This window comes from Sphingomonas beigongshangi (genome assembly GCF_016820445.1).
Taxonomy (GTDB): domain Bacteria; phylum Pseudomonadota; class Alphaproteobacteria; order Sphingomonadales; family Sphingomonadaceae; genus Sphingomonas; species Sphingomonas beigongshangi.
Genome location: NZ_JADHDT010000007.1, coordinates 109555 through 130701, shown reverse-complemented (window position 1 = coordinate 130701; position 21147 = coordinate 109555). Strand labels below are relative to the sequence as shown.

At 68.0% G+C, this 21147-nt stretch carries 16 protein-coding genes; 3 read left to right on the top strand and 13 right to left on the bottom strand.

What is annotated here, in order from left to right:
* Positions 1 to 9: 9 nt before the first annotated feature.
* The 13 genes from IQ292_RS13745 to IQ292_RS13685 form a co-directional block, all read right to left on the bottom strand.
* Positions 10 to 351, bottom strand: coding sequence for a TrbC/VirB2 family type IV secretion system protein (locus tag IQ292_RS13745; protein WP_203310884.1), 342 nt, complete (start codon positions 349 to 351; stop codon positions 10 to 12).
* Positions 352 to 473: 122 nt separating this feature from the next.
* Entirely contained in the window at positions 474 to 2969 is a 2496-nt protein-coding gene (locus IQ292_RS13740) for a galactose oxidase-like domain-containing protein (protein ID WP_203310883.1), read from the bottom strand.
* A gap of 59 nt (positions 2970 to 3028) precedes the next feature.
* Entirely contained in the window at positions 3029 to 3610 is a 582-nt protein-coding gene (locus tag IQ292_RS13735) for an SCO family protein (protein ID WP_203310882.1), read from the bottom strand.
* Between the two features lie 514 nt (positions 3611 to 4124).
* A complete protein-coding gene (locus tag IQ292_RS13730; RefSeq protein WP_203310881.1) occupies positions 4125 to 4403 on the bottom strand; it encodes a hypothetical protein in 279 nt (92 codons plus the stop codon).
* Between the two features lie 99 nt (positions 4404 to 4502).
* Positions 4503 to 6038, bottom strand: a complete 1536-nt coding sequence (locus tag IQ292_RS13725) for a pectate lyase family protein (protein ID WP_203310880.1) — start codon at positions 6036 to 6038, stop codon at positions 4503 to 4505.
* Positions 6039 to 6078: 40 nt separating this feature from the next.
* A complete protein-coding gene (locus IQ292_RS13720; RefSeq protein ID WP_203310879.1) occupies positions 6079 to 7050 on the bottom strand; it encodes an alpha/beta hydrolase in 972 nt (323 codons plus the stop codon).
* 60 nt (positions 7051 to 7110) lie between these two features.
* Positions 7111 to 10137, bottom strand: a complete 3027-nt coding sequence (locus IQ292_RS13715; RefSeq protein WP_203310878.1) for a TonB-dependent receptor — start codon at positions 10135 to 10137, stop codon at positions 7111 to 7113.
* A 260-nt stretch (positions 10138 to 10397) separates the two neighbouring features.
* A complete protein-coding gene (locus tag IQ292_RS13710; protein WP_203310877.1) occupies positions 10398 to 11954 on the bottom strand; it encodes a carboxylesterase/lipase family protein in 1557 nt (518 codons plus the stop codon).
* Positions 11941 to 12951: a sugar kinase gene (locus IQ292_RS13705; RefSeq protein ID WP_203310876.1), complete on the bottom strand. Its 1011-nt coding sequence runs from the start codon at positions 12949 to 12951 to the stop codon at positions 11941 to 11943. Before IQ292_RS13705 ends, IQ292_RS13710 begins: the two co-directional genes overlap by 14 nt.
* 136 nt (positions 12952 to 13087) lie before the next feature.
* Entirely contained in the window at positions 13088 to 13846 is a 759-nt protein-coding gene (kduD, locus tag IQ292_RS13700) for a 2-dehydro-3-deoxy-D-gluconate 5-dehydrogenase KduD (protein ID WP_203310875.1), read from the bottom strand.
* A 5-nt stretch (positions 13847 to 13851) separates the two neighbouring features.
* Positions 13852 to 14694, bottom strand: coding sequence for a 5-dehydro-4-deoxy-D-glucuronate isomerase (gene kduI / locus IQ292_RS13695; RefSeq protein ID WP_203310874.1), 843 nt, complete (start codon positions 14692 to 14694; stop codon positions 13852 to 13854).
* Between the two features lie 9 nt (positions 14695 to 14703).
* Complete coding sequence (gene uxaC / locus IQ292_RS13690; protein ID WP_203310873.1) at positions 14704 to 16146, bottom strand: glucuronate isomerase; 1443 nt, start codon at positions 16144 to 16146, stop codon at positions 14704 to 14706.
* An 80-nt stretch (positions 16147 to 16226) separates the two neighbouring features.
* Positions 16227 to 17255 (bottom strand): LacI family DNA-binding transcriptional regulator, encoded by a 1029-nt coding sequence (locus IQ292_RS13685; protein WP_203310872.1) that lies wholly within the window; start codon positions 17253 to 17255, stop codon positions 16227 to 16229.
* 102 nt (positions 17256 to 17357) lie between these two features.
* Between IQ292_RS13685 and IQ292_RS13680 the strand changes: the two genes are divergently transcribed.
* From IQ292_RS13680 to IQ292_RS13670, 3 genes are all read left to right on the top strand, one after another.
* Positions 17358 to 18836 carry a UxaA family hydrolase gene (locus IQ292_RS13680; RefSeq protein ID WP_203310871.1) on the top strand — a complete coding sequence of 493 codons (1479 nt, stop codon included), beginning with the start codon at positions 17358 to 17360 and terminating at the stop codon, positions 18834 to 18836.
* Positions 18833 to 20263, top strand: a complete 1431-nt coding sequence (locus tag IQ292_RS13675) for a mannitol dehydrogenase family protein (RefSeq protein WP_203310870.1) — start codon at positions 18833 to 18835, stop codon at positions 20261 to 20263. Before IQ292_RS13680 ends, IQ292_RS13675 begins: the two co-directional genes overlap by 4 nt.
* Positions 20264 to 20355: 92 nt before the next feature.
* Complete coding sequence (locus IQ292_RS13670; protein ID WP_203310869.1) at positions 20356 to 21135, top strand: 2-keto-4-pentenoate hydratase; 780 nt, start codon at positions 20356 to 20358, stop codon at positions 21133 to 21135.
* Positions 21136 to 21147 lie beyond the last annotated feature (12 nt).

Genomic DNA, 21147 nt, shown 5'->3' with positions numbered 1-21147 from the left:
GACCGAGCCTCAGACGCCGGTCTGCGCGGCCGACTGGATGCCCGCGACGATACCCGCGGCGCCGAACAGGATGAAACACCCCAGGATCACCGCCGCGCCATGGCGCCAGTTCATCCGACCGGTCAGCATCATCAGGCCGACGAACGCGACCGCGATCACCGCGATCGTGGTCGCGACGGTGCCAAGCAACGTGCCCTGCAGCCACTGCACCGCGCCGACGATCGCGCCCGATCCGCTGGGATCGCCACCCATGCCGCCTTGCGCCGACACGGGCGAGGCCACCAGTGCCGAGACTGGCAGTGCGGCAAGTTGACGTGGCAGCGAGCGGACGACGAACGTCGGACGAGGCATCGGGCAAACTCTTTCGACCGGGGCGGGCATGATCGCCAGCCTTTCCGTCCGAAATGGGTACACCCGCATTCCTAACATCCCCTAAACTATCCCACCGCAAACGGCGGTGGGATGTCGCGAGGTCATCGGGCGAATATGCCGCCGGCCGTATCGGTGTAGACCAGCCGCGTCGCGTTCGGCGTCGCGACGGAGACGGCGCGTATGCCCAACGGCGTCCAGGCCTCGACCGCGTCGTCGGCGTTCTTCCGCCAGACCGATCCGTCGACGCTGACGGCCGTGACGGTACCGCTCGCCGATGCTGCGATAGCGGTGACATTGCGGCCGACCTTCACCGGCGCGGACACCATGTCGGACCGCCACACGTTGCCGTCGAGCCCGACATAATAGAGCGAGCCACGCTTCACGAGCGCGATCTGTTTGGCATAGACGCCCGGCGCCTGGGTCCATCGCACCGTATCGTCGTCGCCGCTTTTCACCCAGACGGTGCTGAACGTCGCGTTGATGACCGCGACCGTGCCGTCCGAAGCGGCGGTCACGCTCTTGGCGTCACCACCGACGACCCGCCAGCGACCGGTTGCCCAGCGATAGACCTGCCGATCCGTGCCGACGCCGTAATAGCGATCCGCCCCGATCGTCGCGGCATCGACATACTGGCCCGGCAGCATGGCCCAGTTCGTCCCCATCTGCGACACCCACAGCTGATTGTAGATGTTGACGGTGGTCAGCGTCCCGTCCGCCGCTGCATCGAGCGTGCGGGCCCCTGCCCCGATCTGCGCGCCCCCCTGGCCGATGACCGGCGCGGCCGGCTGTGATGGCGGCGAAGGCGGCGGTGGTGGCGCGGGCGGAGGCGGCGGGGGCGGCGGCGGGGGCGGCGGCGGGGGCGGCGGCGGGGGCGGCGGAGCCGGGGTCGGTGTCGGGGCGGGCGTCACGATCGTCGCCGGAGGCGCGGCAGCCGCGATCGAGACGATCGTGGCGGTCGAGGGCACGCCCGCGGTATTGACGACCGCAAGCTCATAATAGCCTGGCGGCGCCAGGTTCGCCGAGGCGGGCAAAGTGACGCGAATGCCGCCGTTGACCGGCACGAACGCGAGCTTCATCCGCCGCTGGTTGGAATTGAAGCTGTGCGTGCTCGATGCGGTCGCGATCAGCGACACCTCGCGGACCGGGTCACCGGTGGCGAGCTGCACGTCGATCGTCTCGCCATAGTTGGCGCTGTTACGGGAAAGACTGACCATCCGCGGCCGCTGCGCCAGCACGGAACCTCCGCCCTGGCTGGTGAAGAGATAGGCGGGATAATAGACGTCGGCGTTCAGGTTCGTGACGGGTCCAGGTACGCCGCCGCCGGCGACGAGCACCGCCCCGTCCAGCAACAGCGTCGCCGTCGAGTGATAGCTTCGGTAATTGCTCGTCGCGGCGCCCATACGCCAGCTGTTGCTGTTCGGGTCCCAGGTCTCGGTCGTGTAGACGCCGGCCTCGAAGCGATCGCCCTGCCCCGTGCCGCCGGTCACCAGCACCTGCCCGTCGGGCAGGACTGTCGCCGAGGCCCATTGCCGGGCCGCGTTCATCGGTCGCGCTTCGGTGATCGCGACGTTGCCCGATCCGATGTTATTGATGTCGAATATCGTCGCGCTGTTGCTCGACAGCGAGTCGTACCCGTTGAAATAGCCGCCACCGCCGACCTGCAGGATCTTGCCCGTGTCGTACATGACCGCGGTGGAGGTCGGACCGGCATTGACACGATTGGTCAGATCGGGCGCCGTCTTAAAGGTTGCCAGCGTGCGGATCGACCCCTGCCCTTCGGTCCGCAGCTCCCAGATCTTGTCGGTGGATATGCCGAACACGGAGCCGGTCGGCGAGACCCACTGGCGCGGATACCACCAGCGCGCGTTGTTCGCGCCGAATGCGTCGGTGCTGAAGGCGCCGAGCAGACTGCTCCATCCCTGTCCCGGGGTATAGACTTCCGGCGTCGACGACACGTCGTTGGCGACAGAGGCGCGGTTGGGATCGGCGGCCGTATAGGGCGCGCCGCCGCCGGTGATGAGGGCGCGGCCGTCGGGCAGCTTTGTTACCGTCGCATACCAGCGTTGCGCGGTCAGATTATAGTCCCGGGTCGGCGCCGAGGATCGCCAATCGACGATCGTGCTTTCGCGGCCGGAGAAGCCGCTCGAGTAGCTGGCCCCGCCGGAGACCAACAGCCGGCCATCGGACAGCAGCGTCGCGGAGGAACAGAAGCTGTCGACGTTCTGCGCGTTGGGCAGGACCTGAAACGCGCTCTGATCCAGACCCTTGCGGGGATCCCAGAAGACCAGGGTCCGTCCATCCTGCGCCGTTCCGCCGGGCGCCGCACCATAAGTCAGCACGCGGCCATCGGGCAGCATCGCCGCGTGGATGGCGACGATCGGCCACGACGCCGTCCGCGACCACATGCCGGCCTGCGCCGCATCCGCGGGGATCTGCAGGTTGGCGAGCAACGGGTCGGGCGTCTGATCGACGAGGACCGGAAAGATGGGTGCGGGTGTCTGCGATTGGGCGAACGCGGGTGACGCGGTCAGCATGGTCGCCGCGAGCATCGCGCGGAACATGGCACGACGGGCGAGCGGATGACGAATCTTTGTCATTGGCGCGATTCCTTGACTTGCGGAATAGGATCGATCGAAGGGTAGAGGCGGCATCGCAGTCATGCGCGGGCGCCCGACAGGGTCATCAGGTCAGCGCGAAGCTGCGCCGCGGCGAGGGGCGCGCCCGAGTAACGCTGCAGCATGCGGCCGCGCGCATCGAACAGGCGCACCTCGCTGCTATGCAGCGCTTGGCTGGTCACATCGGGGCGGATGGCGGCAAAGGCGCGGGTGACACGCAGGATATCGGGCAGACTGCCGGTCAGCAGGCGCCACCGGCGATCGGCGATGCCCATCGACTTCGCGTAGGTGCGCAACGTCGCCGGGTCATCGTTGGCGGGGTCGACACTGATCGACAGGATTGTCAGACGATCGCGAACGGGGGCCGGCAGGGTGCGCCGAAGCTGTACGAGATGTGCCGTCTGGGTCGGACAGGTCGATCCACACCCGGTGAAGATGAAATTGACGAGCACCAGCCGGCCCCGCACGGAACCGGGATCGAAGCCGCGTCCGTCCTGATCGACGAGCCCGGCAAGCACCCCGGGAAAGACGTTGGCGGCCTGCCCAGCCGATGCCTTGGCGGGACCGTGACCAAGGGAGAGGGTCGTGACGAGCAGAAGCAGAGCGGCGATCGGCGACTTCATGATTTAGTCCGATATCGATTGATCTCGCCCCGACGGCTGCTCCATCCGATCTCGACCGGTCAACGGTCGCGGACGACGGTTAACGTCCCGCTTGTGTCCGGGTGATACAGGACAAGGTTAACGCGGGGGCCTTGACGTGCGGCGAGTTCGCCACGCCGACACGCCGCTCACCGGTCCAATCGATTGTTATTGCCTCTCTATCCAAGCGTATCGCGGTCGTCTCCGGCGGCGTCGGGATCAGCTTCCGACCGACCGGAGCTAATCGCGTCGACCTGCGGATTTTACGGTATTCGAGACGCGATCGATCAACAGCGCGCCCGCGGCCGTTGGTCGCGTTAGGCAGCCCTGTTAAGATTTGCCGGTTTCGCGCCGCGATGCGTACATCGCCCTGCGATGCGATTCGCCCCTGCCCGACTGGCTTTGGCAGCGTCGGCGGGAGACCATGCGTCGGGCCGTCACCGCCGGCCCCTGCGGCGCATCATGTCGGCCGACCAAGGCACCGGTCGGCGCGGCGTCACTCCCCGCGTTGCAGGGCGCGGTCACGACCGGCGCGACGCCACCGGGCACTCACTTCCACTTCATCGAACAGGTGGCCTCCCAGCAACGTTGCAGCGCTGCCCAGGCTGGCCGACAGAAACGCGATCAGCGCCAGCAGGAAGGCAAAGGCATCGGCGCCGCCCGAGGCGATATGCAGAGCGATCAGGCGTCGCAACGCCAGGCCGGAAATTACCAAAAGGCATAAACCCCCTGCCCTTAAACTAAGATCGGCGCGCCGCGACCGATGCCAGACCATGCCGCCCTCCTCGTTGCGGCGATCCAGCTATCGGCCGGGGCATAGTATTGCGAGAGCGAATGGAGGCTTTCGCATAGTGCGGGCATAGCCGCGCGCCGATCAGAATTTGCCGGCTCCCGCGGTGGCGATGATCGTAGCCGACAGCCCCGTCGTCGGCTTCGCGACATAGGCGTAGGATGCAATCGGCAGCCAGCTCGCTCCCGACACAGCCGGATATTTCGCGAGGAGCGGCGTGGCCACATCGACGCTCGCGCCATTCAGCACCGTTCCCGTCGCCACGAAGGTCGCGGCACAATCCGCCGTCGTGTACCCCAGTCCAACGCAGGCACTGGTGCGCGCGGCGTTCACCGACACGCTCCACAGGCTCGCCGCTGCGGCCGTCGCATCTCCCCCCGTGATCTGGAACACGTTGTTCTCGGCGTAGATCTTTCCGCTCTGTCCCACGGTCCAGCCGACCAGCCAGGGATAGTCCGCCGCCGGATCGAGCGTCCCCTCGTAATAGTTGTTGTAGACGTGGACCTGTCCGAAGCGAACGCGCGGCTGACACTGGCGCAGGCTGCGGAGATAATTGTCGTGGAACGTCACCTTGAGCACGGTCGGATTTTCCGCCGTGCGGCTGGCCGTATCGGTGCCGCCGATCAGGAACGACTTGTCGTGGTTGAAGAACAGGCTGTTCGAGATGGTGACGAGGTTGCCGAGCTTGGTGACATCGACGAGCCCGTCGTGATGCTGGACCTTGAAGTCGCTGCCGCGATAGTCGACGTCCCCAACCGTCTCGCTCCAGACTGACGGATAGGTCTTGTCGAGGCGGGCGCCGTCGCTGAACGTGCTGCGATCGATCCAGATATGCGTCGCATACAGCACGGAGATGAGGTCGTAGGCCGAGTTCCAGCGGCCGGTCGTGGAATCGGTCGGGTCCCATTGCGGGAAGAAGTCGAACGCGTCCTCGAACGTGACGTTGCGGACGACGATATTGTCGACGGGCGCGCTGCTGGTGCCGAGGATGAGATTGCCGTGGACGATGCGTGCGTCGCTGCCGAGCCCGATGATCGAGGTGTTCGACGGCACGTTGACCATCACCACCTTCTTCTGCGCGGCAGCCGCACAGGCGCGGGCGCTTTCCGGCGTGCCGGAGACGATCGTGGCATTGCCCCAGACACTGGGCCGGAACGCCGCGTAATAGGCCGCCCACAGCGCGGCCTCGCTGGCGAAGCCATATTGCGTCGCGGCGCACGAGCCCTTCACGAAATCGTCGGCACGCTGTTCGACGAGGGCTTGGTTGACGTTGAGGCTGATCGTCCCCTTGACGTAGATGATCTTCCGATCGGCATCGAGCGTGCCCGTCACGCCCCCGTCCGCGGCGATCGTCGCGGTGCCGCCGTAGAGCGCCTGCAGCAGCTCGTTGCGGTTGGTGACGGTATAGGTCTTCGCCGACGTCGCACCGTCGCCGCCGGTCGTCCCCCCTGCCGTGCTCGCCCAGCCGTCCGCACCCAATGAGCCGATCGCGGTGGCGCTGGGCGAAGGCGATGCAGACGGCGAGGGAGACGCGTTCGTCCCGCCGCCATCACTGCCGCACGCCACGAGTGCGAGCGCGGACGCGGGGATCAGCCAGCGCCCCAGTCGTCGATCGGTCATGTCTCTCTCCCTTAACGGCGGCTCTGTCGCGATCGGCCGCTCATCCCAATCCGTGCGTCTGTGCCCAGCGATGAAAGAGCTCCGGCCAGATCGCGACCGGCCGCCCCTGCGCGCGGCGCAGGCCGAAGCCGTGACCGCCCTCCGCGAACAGATGCGTCTCGACGGCGACGCCGGCCGCCTTCAGCGCCGCGCGCATGGCGAGCGTATTGTCGATCGGCACGACATCGTCATCCTCGGCGTGCACCATGAAGCAGGGCGCAGTCGCGCGCGTCACATTGTGGGCGGGCGTGTGCGCCCGCTCGCGCGCGGACGACGCATCGGCGCCGATCAGCAGGTCGCGCGACCCCTTGTGCGCCATCGGCGCCGCCATCGACTGGACGGCATAGATGGGCGCCGCCACGTCGGGACGCGCCGACAAGGCATCGGCCGCATCGACCGGCACATAGACGCGCGCATCGTATCGCGTGGCGAGATCGCCGCAGACATGGCCCCCCGCCGAAAATCCCATGGCCGCGACTCGATCGGTCCTTAATCCATAGCTGGCGGCCCGCTGGCGGATCAGCCGCATCGCGCGCTGGGCATCGGACAAAGCGACGTCGGGTCCCGCCGCCCAGCCGTCGCCCGGCAGACGGTAGAACAGGACGAAGACGGTATAGCCGCGCGCCGCCAGCCAGCGTCCGATCTCATAGCCTTCCTTGTCGACGACGACCCAGCGATAGCCGCCGCCCGGCGCGACCAGGACGGCGGTGCCATTGGGCGTTGCGGGGCGGAACACGGCGAGACGAGGCCGCACGATGCCGCGTACCGCGCGATCGGGGGCCTGCGCATCCTTGCTGCGCTCCTCGATGGTCTCGACCGGGGGCGTCGCCGGCATACCCGGCGCCAGGCCCGGCCAGAGCGCGATCGTCTCGTCGGGCTCGACGCGCGCAGGCGTCGGGGCAGCGGGCAGACGTCCCGCGATACTGGCGGCGAAGGTGGCGACGAGCGCCTGCCTGCGATCGATCGAAGCCATCACGTGTCCCGATGACGAAGCGGCGCGCCGGCCGCGATCGGCCGGCGCGCCAGGGGAGGATCACATCTTGAAGCGCGCGCCGATCAGCACCGTGCGGCCGAAGTGGTTGTACTCGTAGATCCGGTTGGCATCGAGGTCGGTGTAGCGATCACGATATTCGTCGGTCAGGTTCGTGCCTTCGAGCGAGACCTCGACGTTCGGCGTGAGCTTGTAGCGGACGGAGGCGTCGACGTTGATCGTCGAGTTATACCCTTCGAACACGTTGCCCGTACCGCTGTTGGCGTCGATGTACGGCCCGCGGTAGCTGACCGATCCGCGCGCGCTGAACTTCGCATCCTCGTAATAGAGCGTGCCGTTCACCGCCCGCTTCGACAGGCCGAACAGCGTCGTGGTGCGGCGCGCCGCGACGTTGGGGCCGAAGGTGCAGGCGCTGGCCGGGTTGGCGGCAGGCACGCAGTCGTTCACCGTCGGACCCGCCACCGTATAGGTCGCGTCGGACCCGATCAGCGAGGCATTGGCGATCACGCCGAAGTTCTTCAGGAATCCCGGCAGGAACCGCAACGCCGTCTGGAACGAAACCTCGACCCCCTTCAGCGACGCGCCGGTGCCGTTCGTGACCGAATTGATCGTCCACAACTGCCCTTCCGGGTTGGCCTTCGCGGGCGAGCTGGGAGGAATGATCGACGTCGGCAAACCGGTGGATGCAAAGGTCCCGCTGGTCGTTAACGATACCGGGAAGCTGTCGATGCTCTTCTTGAACACGGCGACCGAGAACAGCGATTGCGGGGCGAAATACCACTCGGCCGCAAGGTCGTAGGCGGTGGCGCGGAACGGCTCCAGGTTCGGGTTGCCGAAGGTGATGCGGTAATTGAACCCGTCGATCGACCCCCCCGGCGTCAGATTGCCGAGCGTCGGACGGGTAATTACCTTGGCGATCGCTCCGCGAAGGATGATCTGATCGCTCGGGAACAGCGCCACGTTCAGCGCGGGCAGCCAGTCGCCATAGCCCCGCTGGATCGAAACGGGCGTACCGCTGCTGAGACCCGTCGAGCTCTGATCGGTGTGGACGTAGCGCATGCCGGCGTTGGCCGCATAGCGCAGGCCCAGCACGTCGCCCTTCACGTCGAATTCCAGGTAACCGCCCGTCACCGTCTCCACGACGCTGCGGATATTGCCGGCATCGGGCGTCAGCGCGCGATTGTAGAGGCCGGTATAGGCCGCCGATGCCGCGATGTTGGGAATGAGCCATGTGGTCGTCGTGCCACCCGGCTGGCCGGCATTGCCGAGCGTGAAGCTTTCGGACAGGCCAGTCGCCGGATAGCCATAGACCGCGCCCGCGCCGAACTGGCTGGGCGCCGTGCAGGTGATCGTGCCGAGCACGGCGTCCTTGCCCGCTGCCGGGCAGACGACCGCGTCGCGGGTATAGCCCTTGGTATCAAACGAGAAGCGCCGGTAGACGCCGCCCGCCTTGATCTGGAAGCCGTCCGTCACATCCCATTCGGTGCGCAGCTGCGCGTTGCGGAACCTGTTGACGGTGTCGGACGGCCGGTCGCGGATTTCGGCAAGCTGGAAGTTCGCCGGATCGGTCATCGAGGTGCCGAAGCTCAGCACCGGGCTGCGCGAATTGGTATAGTCGTAGCTGTAATTCTGCGCCGACCGGTTGTCGAAGACGAAGGTCGTCTCGATCGGGATCGACGCGTCCGATTTCGATATGCCGCCCAGGAAGGTGAAACGGAACGTGTCGGTGACGTTCTGATCCCAGCTGCCGCCGATCTGGTAGAACTCCGTTTCCGACCGGCGGAGGTAATGTTCGGTGCGAACATAGGCGTCGTTCAGCGTCGCCGCGACCATGTTGCCGTTCGAATCGTACTTGGGGTTGAGCACGTCGATCGAGCGTTCGTTCGACCGGAGCAGCACCTCGCCCCACTTTTCCTCGCGGTCTTCCTTGAAGCGCGAGTAGAGGCCGTCGATCGACACCTTCGTCGCCTCGCTCGGTGCGAACTGGATGCTGCCGGTGATGCCCAACCGCTCGCGATCATGGCGGATCTCGCCGTAGCGCGGGATGCGCGGATGGAAGGCGAGCGCCGCCTGGGTACAGGCCGTGCTGGGCCGGTAGAAACCGCCGGCATTGGCGACGCGCGTGCTGCTGGTGTTGCTGGAATAGAAACAGGGAACGCCATCGACCGAGTCGAAGCGCGCCTGTGCCCAGCGCGTCGTGTTGTTGCCGAGCTCGAGGTTGTTGGTCTTGCTATAGGCCGCGGAGACCGAGGCGCCGAACGTGCCCGCCTCGTTCTTGTAGGACAGCAGGCCGGCGATGCGCGGCCCCCAGTTCTTCGAAAGGTCGTTGTAGCTCGCCTGCGTCGAGCCGACGAGCGTCACGCCCCGCTTCCCGCCCAGCGGATTGCCGGTGTTGAGGTCGACAACCGCACCGAGCGAGCCCTCGTCGAGGGAAGCCTCGGCGGTCTTGTGGACGACGATCGAGTTGAACAGCTCGGACGCGAAGACGTTGAAGTCGAACGCGCGATCGCGATTGGCACTGGCGCCGTCGGTGGAGGTGGCGACCGTCTCCATGCCGTTGACGCGGACGCGGGTGAACTGCGCGCCGAGTCCGCGGACGGTGATCGCCCGCCCCTCGCCCGCGTCGCGCTGGATCGAGATGCCCGGGATCCGCTGCAGCGATTCCGCCAGGTTCTGATCGGGGAATTTCGCGATATCCTCCGCGACGATCGCGTCGACCGCCGCGACCGACTCGCGCTTGACGTTGAGCGCCGCGTCGAGGGACCGGCGAAAGCCGGTGACGACGATATCGGGCGCATTGGCGTCGTCCTGCTGCGGCGCGGTGACCGCGGCCTCGTCCGCCGCCTGCGGTGCCGCCTCGCCCGGCGTGGCGGCGGGCGGGACGACCGCGGTCTGCGCCGGTGAGGGATCGACATGGGGCGGATTGCCCGGCGTGGGCGTAGCCGGAACCTGCGCGGCCTGCGCCAGCGCGATACCCGGCATGGCAAGCGCGAGCATCAGCGCACCAGCCGAAATCCCCCGCAACTGACGCGTGCGCGCCGTCTTCAGCACCGCGAAACCGTCCGCCATCTCACTCTCCCCTGTGCCTCCTGACGGAGGCGACTCGTTCTGACACCGGTTACGCACATGACGTGAGCAACCGGGAGCAAATCCATGTCCAGGGAGGGTCTTTCACGCGAAGCCGTCGCGTTTTTCCTCGATCCTCCCCGGGGTTAGCAGGTCTAGGCCCGCTTCACCCACGCTGTTTGTGCGCGCTACGGTAACCGGTGTCAACACCGTTTGGGATAGTCCTTCGAAACAATTTGAGGGTCCTTCGCGGCTGCGCCGGATCAGGTACCCGGCTGGACGTAGGGAACGCGCGCGAACAATTCGCGCTGCCAGCGCCGAGGGTCCTGCTCCACGCGGGACCGCGTGTCGAAGATCATCGTCGCGCGGCTGTCGAGCGCATAGCGGGGCCAGCGCATCAGTCCGGCATGGTTGGGATCGCCGGTGCGGGCGAAGGCGACGAAACTGTCCTGCATGGCCGCGCTGGCGCTACGAGCATCCGCCGCGGTTCCGGTCTGCGATCCGGCCGCGCCCAAGGTGCCGAACACGAGCGGGATGTCCATCGTGTGGAAGGCGCGGCGCCGCGGATCGGTACGCGAGGTGAAGTCCACCTGATAGACGAAAGCGGGCACCCCGGCGGCGGCGCGCGCCTCCGCCTCGATCACCTGGCCCCGCCAGCTTCGGCCCGCGGTGGTCGCGTCGTAGAAGATGTCGGTGGGCGACCAGTCGGGATAGCGCGCGCGATACTGCGCGACGACCCATTCGGGAAGGATGTCGATCTTCAGCTCCGGCGCCATCCGATCGGCGAGATTGTCCCAGGTCAGGCCACGCACCAACGGCGAGTCGGGCGACAGGAACGCGCGCGTCTCGTCATGCACGTTGCCGAGCATCATGGGGATGGAATTGCCGATCGGATCGCCATCGGGCCAGAAGGGATGGCGCGTCAGCCATGTCATGTCGAGCACCGGGCCGAAATACAGCCCGCCGCCCAGGATCGGATCGCGCGCGTCGAGCGCCTCGACAAGCCGCGGCACCGGCACCGCGAGCAAGGCCGACAGATCGCGCTCGGGCACCTTCAACGCCGCCAGATACGCGCGCGCGCGCTCGGTGGCGTGGAGCGGACCGGACGCGGTGACCTGTTGCCCGCTCATCGTCGCCGCGCGGTGGAACAGGCCGCGTGCCGCCACCATGCCCATCATCGTCGCGATCTTCGCGCCGCCGCCCGATTGGCCGAACACCATCACGCGGGACGGGTCGCCGCCGAACGCGACGATATGGTCACGCACCCATTTCAGCGCGAGGATCAGGTCGAGCTGGCCGGCATTGCCGCTGTCCGGGAAGCGAGGGTCCAGCCGGACAAGATAGAGATAGCCAAGCGCGTTGAGACGGTGATTGACCGTGACCACGACGACGTCGCCCCGGGCGGCGAGTAGCTGCCCGTCGTTCAGCGGGTCGGTGACGCTGCCATTCGAATAGGCGCCGCCGTGGATGTAGAGCATCACCGGCTTGCGCGCCCGCGCATCCGGCTCGGCGGTCCAGATATTGAGGTAGAGGCATTCCTCGTCCTGCGGGGCGTAGGGGCCGCGCTGCGGACATACCGGGCCGAAGGCGTCGGCGGCGAAGGTCCGCCCGGGCGCGGCGAATGCGACGGGCGCGCGGAAGCGCGGCGCGCTGCCGTAGCGAATGCCCCGAAAGGCGCGGACGCCGCCTTCGCGCGTGCCGACGAAATCGCCGGCCCGCGTGTGTACGGCGCCCGTCACGGCGGCATGGCCCGCGCTCGCGGCGAGCGCCGCACCCGCGCCGATGACGCCGCGCCGCGTCCAGCTCTCAGCGACGGACATCGAGACCCCCGTCGAGATAGGCCTGGATATCCGCCTCGCGGAACAGCGACGCGTCGCCGGGCAGCGAATGCTTGAGCGCGGCGAGCGCGAGGCCGGTGCGCGCCTGCGTCTCTAGGTCGTCGCCGCGGCGGAGCGCGTGCAGCACGCCCGCCGCGAAGGCGTCGCCCCCGCCGATCCGGTCGACGATACCGGCCAGCTCGACGTCGGCGGTCTGGACCTGCGCATCGCGCGTGTCGATCCGCGCGGCGAGGCGATGCAGGTCGACATGCGCGACGTGGCGCGCGGTCGACGCGATCATCTGCAGGCGTGGAAAGGCGGCAAAGGCGGCTTCGGCCGCGGCGCGGCGGCGGTCCTCGCCGTCTCCGCCGAAATCGTCGCGACCGAGCAGCAGCGCGACGTCGCGATGGTTGCCGAACATGACGTCGGCATGGTCGACGAGGCGGGTGAGGATCGAGCGCGGATCGCTGTCCCAGCGCTCCCACAACTTGCCCCGCCAGTTGCCGTCGAACGAGACGGCGATGCCGCGCGCGGTCGCCGCCTCCGCCGCCGCGATCGCGGCCTCCGCCGGAACGGGCCCGAGCGCGGGCGTGATCCCCGACAGGTGCAGCCGGTCGACCCCGGCGAGGATCGCCCCCCAGTCCCAGGACGCGGCCGGCGCCTTTGCGAAGGCCGAACCGGCGCGGTCGTAGATCACTTCGGTGGCCCGCAGGCCCGCGCCGGAGGTGACGAAGTACAGGCCCATGCGCGCGCCGCCGAGCTGGATCGCGGCGGTGTCCACGCCATGGCCCCGCAGCGTCGTGATCGCGTGGCGTCCCAGGTCGTTGTTGGGGACGCGGCTGGCGAAACCGACGTCATGGCCGAGCCGCGCGAGCTGCGTCGCGACGTTCGCCTCTGCCCCGGCGACCCAGACGTCGAAGCGCGGCGTCTGCAACAGCAGCTCGCGGCCGGGGGGCGAGAGCCGCAGCATGATCTCGCCGAACGCCAGGAATCTGCCCATGCCACCCTCTCCTTACTTTCGTCCCACTCCTGCCTCGCAGGCGACGGGAGGCGGGGCAGCGCGGCAGCGCCTGCCCCTTCCGCCGCGCGCGTCGAGAGCCCCCCCTGCCCGCGGCGCGAGGCGGATCGTTACCGTGTCACCGCGCCAGCCAGCCGCCGTCGACCGCCAGGATATGGCCTTGCACATAGGCGGCCGCATCACTCGCCAGAAACACCGCGGCGCCGCCGAGATCGGCCGGATCGCCCCAGCGGCCCGCCGGGATGCGATCGACGATCGCGGCGTTGCGCGCCGCGTCCGCCTGCAGCGCGGCGGTGTTGTTGGTGGCGATATAGCCGGGCGCGATCGCGTTGACGGTCACGCCATGCTTCGCCCATTCGTTGGCGAGCAGCTTGGTGAGGCCGCCGATCCCGCTTTTCGAAGCGGTGTAGCTCGGCACGCGGATCCCGCCCTGGAAGGTCAGCATCGACGCGATGTTGATGATCCTGCCGCCGCCGCTGGCGATCATGTGCCGCCCGGCCGCCTGGCACAGGAAGAACACCGACTTGAGATTGGTATCGACGACCGCGTCCCAATCCGCCTCGGTGAAGTCGACCGCGTCGGCGCGGCGGATGATCCCGGCATTGTTGACGAGGATATCGAGCCGGCCCAGCTTGGCGACCGTTTCGTCGACGACGCGCGCGACGGGCTCGATCGTGGAGAGATCGGCGCTCACGATCTCCGCGCGGCGCCCGATCTCGCGAATGCGGGCGACGGTCTCCTCGGCGGGCGTGCGGCCGACGCAGGCGACGTCGGCGCCCGCCTCCGCGAGCGCCACCGCGATCGCCTGGCCGATGCCCGTATTGGCGCCGGTGACGACCGCGATCCTGCCGCTGAGATCGAAGGGGTTGCTGCCCATTGCGGTCAGGCCAGCTGGCAGATGTCGAGGACGTTCATGTCGGTATAGTCCTGGTTCTCACCCGCCATCGCCCAGATGAAGGCATAGGCCTTGGTGCCGGCGCCCATGTGGATCGACCAGGGCGGACTGATCACCGCCTCCTCATTCGCCATGACGATGTGGCGCGTGGCCTCGCCCTCGCCCATGAAATGCATGACGCGATCGGTGTCGAGATTGTCGAGCTCGAAGTAGAAATAGATCTCGCTGCGCCGCTCGTGCACGTGCGGCGGCATCGTGTTCCACACGCTGCCGGGCTTGAGCACGGTCAGGCCCATGACCAGCTGCGCGCTGTCGCACACGCCCGGAATGACGAGCTGGTAGATCGTGCGCTCGTTCGATTCCGCCAGGCTGCCGCGCTCCAACGCATTGGCGTCGGCGATGCCGAGCTTTCGCGTCGTGAACGCCCGATGCGCCGGGCAGGAGGCGAGGTAGAACCGCGCGCCCGCGCCGGAGAATTCCACGTCCTTCGCGCCCATCGTGACATAGAGGCAATCCTTGTTGCCCAGCGTGAACGTCTCTCCGTCGACGGTGACGACCCCCTCGACGCTGCCGACGTTGACGATCGCAAGTTCGCGGCGTTCGAGGAAGGGATGGCCCTTGGCGGACGCGGGCTCCGTCTGGTCCGGCAGCCTGACGGCGCCGTCCGCGACCGCCACGCCGCCGATCACGAACCGGTCGGCGTGCGTATAGTTCAGCACGCATTCGCCGTCCCGGAACAGCCCCTGGATGAGATAGCGGTCGCGCAGTTCCTCGTTGGAGACGCATTCCATCATGTCGGGATGCGTGGCGTAATAGGTGCGGTCGAACATGGCGTTTCCTCAGGCCGCCGCGGCGGCGGGTTCGGGTTGATCGATACGATAGGCGCGACGGACGAGGCCGCTGGTCAGCTCGTGCGCGAGTTCGGCCGCCTCCCAGTCCTCCAGCCGATGCTCGGCGACGAGGCGGGCGAGGAACGCGCAGTCGATGCGGCGCGCGACGTCGTGGCGCGCGGGGATCGACAGGAAGGCGCGCGTATCGTCGTTGAAGCCGACGGTGTTGTAGAAGCCCGCGGTCTCCGTCGTCATCTCGCGGAAGCGCCGCATCCCCTCGGGGCTGTCGTGGAACCACCACGCCGGCCCCAGCTTCAGGCAGGGATAATGGCCGGCAAGCGGCGCCAGCTCGCGCGCGTAGCTGCTCTCGTCGAGCGTGAACAGGATGATCGACAGGTCACGCTGCGTCCCGACGACGTCGAGCATCGGCTTCAGCGCATGGACGTAGTCGGTGCGGGTTGGAATGTCCGCGCCCTTGTCGCGCCCGTGGCTGGCGAACAGGCCGGCATTGTGGTTGCGGAACGAGCCCGGATGGATCTGCATCACCATGCCGTCTTCCACGCTCATCCGCGCCATTTCGGTGAGCATCTGCGCGCGGAAGAGCTCGGCATCGGCGGCGTCGGCATCGCCGCCGACGATGCGCGCGAACAGCGCCTCGCATTCGGCGGTCGAGAGATTGGCGGTCTGCGCGGTCGGATGGCCATGATCCGTCGCGGTGGCGCCGGCGGCGCGGAAATCCGCCCGGCGCTTGCGATGCGCGGCGAGATAGCCGCGCCAGTCGTAGACGTCCTCGCCGGTCAGTTCGGCGAAACGGCGCATCGCGCCCGCGAACTGCTCATGCTCGACGTCGATCACGCCATCCGGGCGATAGGTGGTGACGACCCGGCCGCCCCAGCCCGAGGCGCGGATGCGGTGATGCGCGTCGAGACTGTCCTGCGCGCCCTCGGTCGTGGCTAGGAAATCGATATGGAATGAATCGAACAACGCGCGCGGCCGGAAGGCAGGCGTCGCGAGCCGGTCGCCGATCGCGTCATAATAATGGTCGGCGGTGCCGGCCTCCAGCATCTGGTCGAGCCCGAACACGTCGGCGAAGACATGGTCGAGCCACAGGCGGGACGGCGTTCCGCGGAACAGATGATAGTGGCTCGCGAACAGCCGCCACGCCGCGCGCGGATCCGTTGCAGGAACGCCGGCGCGATGCGGGATCGCCAGCGCGTCGAGGTCGACGCCCTGGCTGTACAGCATACGAAAGATATAGTGATCGGGCGCGAGCAGCAGCTCGGTCGCGTTCGACCAGGCGGCATCCTCGGCAAACCACCGTGGGTCGGTATGCCCGTGGGGACTCACGATCGGCAGGCCGGCGATGTCCGCGTAGAGCGCCCGCGCGATCGCACGGGTGTCCGCATCAGCGGGAAACAGGCGGTCGGGATCGAGGCGTAGCGCCCTTGGCATCGTGATCCTCTCGAAAACGCTTATCGGTTAGCGATGGGTCATGGGGTAACCGGTGTCAGGCGCAGGCGCAACCCCCGCGCTCATTCGCGCGGCACGGCAACCGAGCCGCGTCGGATGAGGGTGGACAGGAACAACGACGGCTCCTCCACCGCCGGCTCCTGCTCGACGCCGCCGGCGATCAGCTTGAGCGCCGCGGACCGCGCCATCGAGGCGATCGGCCATCGCACCGTCGTCAACGGCGGCCAGACATGCGCGGCGATCGGCGTGTCGTCGAAGCCGACGATCGAGAGGTCGCGCGGAATGTCGAGTCCGCGCTGGCGCGCGGCATGGATGACGCCCGCCGCCATCTCGTCGTTCGAGGAGAAGATCGCGGTGGGGCGTGGCACGACGTCGAGCAGCCGCTCGGCCGCGACCAGCCCCGAATCGAACGTGTAGTTGCCGTCGGCGATCATCGAGCGCGGCAGGGCGATACCCGCCGCCGCCAGCGCATCCTCGAACCCCTGCCGACGTTCGCGCGCCGACCGGAACCCGTGCGGACCGGCGACGAGGCCGATGCGGCGATGGCCCTGCTCGATCAGGAACGAGACCGCGGCATGGACCGCCTCGCGGTCGTTCGAGGCGACCATATGATCCGTGTCGTCGAGCATCGCCGACCCCATGCGCACGTACCGGCAACCGATGTCGTCGCACAGCCGCGCGACCGAATCGTTCTCGCTGATCGGGGGCATCAGCAACACGCCGAACAGACGTTGCCGCTCCAGGAAATGACGCAGGTCGTCGAGCATCGTCGCCGAGCCGCGATCCAAGGGCCGCACGACCATTTCGAACTCCGTCCCGTGGAGCGCCTCCAGCATGCCCTGCTGCACGTTCATGACGGTCTGCGCATTGGGATTGTCGTGGACGAGCCCGATCAGGAAGTTGCGACGGAGCGCCAGCGCCCGTGCCTGAGGATTGGGGATATAGCCGAGTTCGGCGATCACCTCTTCGACACGCCGCCGCGTATCCTCGTTGAGGAGAGGCGAGCGGTTGATGACCCGGCTGACCGTCTTCTTGGAAACGCCGGCGATCCGCGCGACATCGTTGATCGTGGACTGCCCGGTCTTCTGCATGGCGCGAGGTGTATCGTGGCGATCGTGATCCCGCCAGTCCCGCCTCCTTGCTTTCGCGGCGCAACGGGACCAAAATGTGACACCGGTTACCAAGGATCAGGCATGACAAGGGCTTTGCGGGTCGCTCCCGAGGACACGGTGGCGACGATGCTGGACGACGGTGCGGCGGGTGAGATCGTTTCGGTCGATGGCGGTTCGATCGCCTTGGCGGAAGACGTCGGCCGGGGCCACAAGGTCGCGCTCGTCCCGATCGCGGCAAACGCGGCGGTGCTGAAATACGGTTCGCCGATCGGCCGCGCCACGCAGCCCATCGCCGCGGGCCGGCATGTGCACAGCCACAATCTGGCGACGTTGCTCGACGCGACGCTGGACTATCGCTTCGCGCCGCAACCGCCGGCCGCCCTTCCCTCCGCGCCGGAGGCATCGTTCCTCGGTTACCCTCGCGCGGATGGCCGCGTCGCGACACGGAACGAGATCTGGATACTGCCGACGGTGGGATGCGTCGCACGTACCGCCGCGCGTATCGCCGCGCACGCCGCCCCTATGGTCGAAGGGTTGGTCGACGGTGTCCACGTCTTCGCGCATCCGCATGGCTGTTCGCAGCTGGGCGACGATCTGGGTGGAACGCGGGCGATCCTGGCCGGGCTGGCCAGCCATCCCAATGCGGGTGGCGTGCTGATCGTCGGCCTGGGGTGCGAGGAAAACCAGGTCGCCGCCCTGATCGAGGCGATCGCGCCGCATCATCGTGCCCGCATCGCCACGCTGATCGCGCAGGACTGCACGGACGAGGTCACCGATGGCGTCGACGCGGTCGTCGCGCTCGCCAGGGCTGCGGAGGCGAAACGCGTCCCCCGCCCGCTGTCGGACCTGGTGATCGGCGTCAAGTGCGGGGGGTCGGACGGCCTGTCGGGACTTACCGCCAATCCGCTCGTCGGCCGTATCAGCGACCGCGTCGCCGCCGCCGGCGGGCAGGTCATCTTCACCGAAATCCCCGAAATCTTCGGCGCCGAGCAGATGCTCATGGACCGCGCCGTCGATCACACGGTGTTCGACGGCATCGTCGGCGTGGTCAACGGCTTCAAGCAATATTTCCTCGACCATGGCGAACCGGTGTCCGAGAACCCGTCACCGGGCAATGTCGCCGGAGGAATCACGACGTTGGAGGAAAAGTCGCTGGGCGCCGTACAGAAGGCGGGCCGCGCGCCGATCGCGGACGTGATCGGCTATGGCGCCGCGGCGACCCGGCGCGGGCTGACGCTGCTGGAGGCGCCCGGCAACGACGCGGTGTCGTCGACCGCGCTCGCAGCCGCGGGCGCGACGGCGATCCTGTTCACGACCGGGCGCGGAACGCCGCTCGGCTTCCCCGTGCCCACGCTCAAGATCGCATCGAACAGCGACCTTGCCCGGCGCAAGCCCGGCTGGATCGACTTCGACGCGGGCCGGGTGCTGGACGAGGGGTTCGGCGCGGCATCGGCGGCGCTGCTCGACACGATCGTCGCGGTCGCGTCGGGGACGGCGACGGCGGCCGAGCGCAACAGCGAACGCGAGATCGCGATCTGGAAGCGGGGTGTCACGCTATGAGACTGTCACGGACCACATTGGCCAGCATCCCCGCGGACATCGCGACGCCGCTCTGGCGAGCGGAGCCCGCGATCGGCATCGTGCATTTCGGGCCGGGCGCCTTTCACCGCGCGCATCAGGCGAGCTATATCGACGACCTGCTGGCGCGGGATCCGCGCTGGGGAATCGCCGCGGTATCGCTGCGCAGCGCGGGAACGACCGAAGCGCTGGCGGCGCAGGACGGGCTGTACTCGCTGGCCGTGCGGGACGCGACGCCGACCATGCGCGTCATCGGTGCGCACAAGCGCTTCCTGGGCCCCGGCGACCATCGCGCGCTTGCCGGACTGCTGGCGGACCCCGCGGTCCAGCTGGTGACGATGACGGTGACGGAAAAGGGCTATTGCCTGCGCGCCGACGGGACGCTCGACCTGGCGCACCCGGACATCGCGCACGACCTGGCCGGCGGCGTGCCGCGCAGCATCGTCGGATGGCTGGTGGCTGGCCTGGCCACGAGGCGCGCGGCAGGCACGCCGCCGTTCATACCGATGCCCTGCGACAATCTGGCGAACAACGGCACCAAGTTGCACGCGGCGCTCGTCGCCTTCGCCGCCGAACGCGATGCGGATCTCGCCGCCTGGATCGCCGCCGAGGTACGCGTGCCCTGCACCATGGTCGACTCGATCACGCCGGCGACGGACGCGGCGCTGATCGCCGACACGACCGCGGCGCTGGGGATGGAGGATGCCATACCCGTGCAGCGCGAGGCGTTCCGGCAATGGGTGATCGAGGATGTCGGCGGCGAGGCGCTCGCGGCGCTGGCGAGCGTCGGCGCGACGGTGACGAACGACGTCGCCGGTTACGAGCGGGCAAAGCTTCGCATCCTCAACGGCTCACATTCGACTCTGGCCTATCTGGGTCTTTTGCGCGGCGCGACGGATGTCGCGGGGGCCATGGCGGACGCGGAACTGGCGGACTTCGTCTCGCGCATGATCCGGCAGGACATCGTGCCGACGCTGCCGGACCTTCCCGGCCTGGACCTCGGTCAGTATGCGGAGGCGATCTTGGCACGGTTCCGCAACCCGGCGATCGTGCATCGGCTCGATCAGATCGCGCAGGACGGATCGCAAAAGCTGCCCTACCGCCTCGGCGATACGCTGGCGGCCAACCGCGCGGCGGGGCGGATGCCGGATCATGCGGTGCGGGCCCTTGGCGGATGGGTCGCGTTCCTGATCGCGCGGGTGAATACTGACACCGGGGTCATCGATCCCGCGGCGGAGCGTTTGCGCGCGATCGCGGCGGCGCGGGACCCCTATGCCGTCGTCGACGGTCTCGTCGCCGCGGGTTTCCTGGTCCCCGCCGCGCTGTCGGGCGATCGCGCCGTCCTGTCCGCGATCGGCGATGCGGCGAGCGCTGCGTCGGAAAACCGCTGGACGGATTTTTTCGCGTGACCATCGGGTCGGGCGACTTGTCAATGACACCGGTTTCCCTTACCGATCAAGCAACACCGGAAAGGTGGGACGAACATTCTGGAGGGGCGGCCGTGAAGCCGGACAGCGATACGGCGCAGATTGCGCAGGCCTTTGTCGAGGCACGACGAACGGCGACCGCCTTGCCGGATTATCCGGGCCGTATCCCGGCCGATCTCGCGCAGGCCTATGCCGTGCAAGATGCGGCGCTCTCGCTGTCGTCCCGGCGTGTGGCGGGCTGGAAGGTCGGCCGCATCAATCCGCCGGTGGAAGGATTCGATCGCCTCGCGGGCCCCATCTTCGTCGACCAGGTCACCGACGTCGCGCATTGCGAGATGCCGATCTTCGTCGATGGCTTCGGCGCGGCGGAAGCGGAATTCCTGCTGCGCATCGGCCGCGTGCCGGATGCGGCGCAAACCGACTTCACGATCGCCGACGCGCGGGCGATGATCGACGCGGTGCATGTCGGGATCGAGATCGCGAGCTCGCCCTTTCCCGGCATCAACACGAACGGCCCGACCGCGACCATTTCCGACTTCGGCAACAACAACGGCCTCGTGGTCGGCGCGGCGATCGAAACATGGCGCGAGACGGATCTCTCGCTCTGGCCGGTGCAGCTGTTCGTCAACGACGCGGTGATCGGCGAGGGCATCGCCGCCGACATGCTCGACGGCCCGTTCGGCGCGGCGGCGTTCCTGTTCCGGCATCTCGCCGCGCGCGGTATCCGTCCGGAAGCGGGCCAGTGGATTTCAACCGGCGCGGTGACCGGCGTCCACCAGGTCGGCGTCGGGGATCGCGTCGAGGCGCGGTTCGACGGGCGGCTTTCCGTTCACTGCACGATCACGGCACAATAACCGATACGGCCC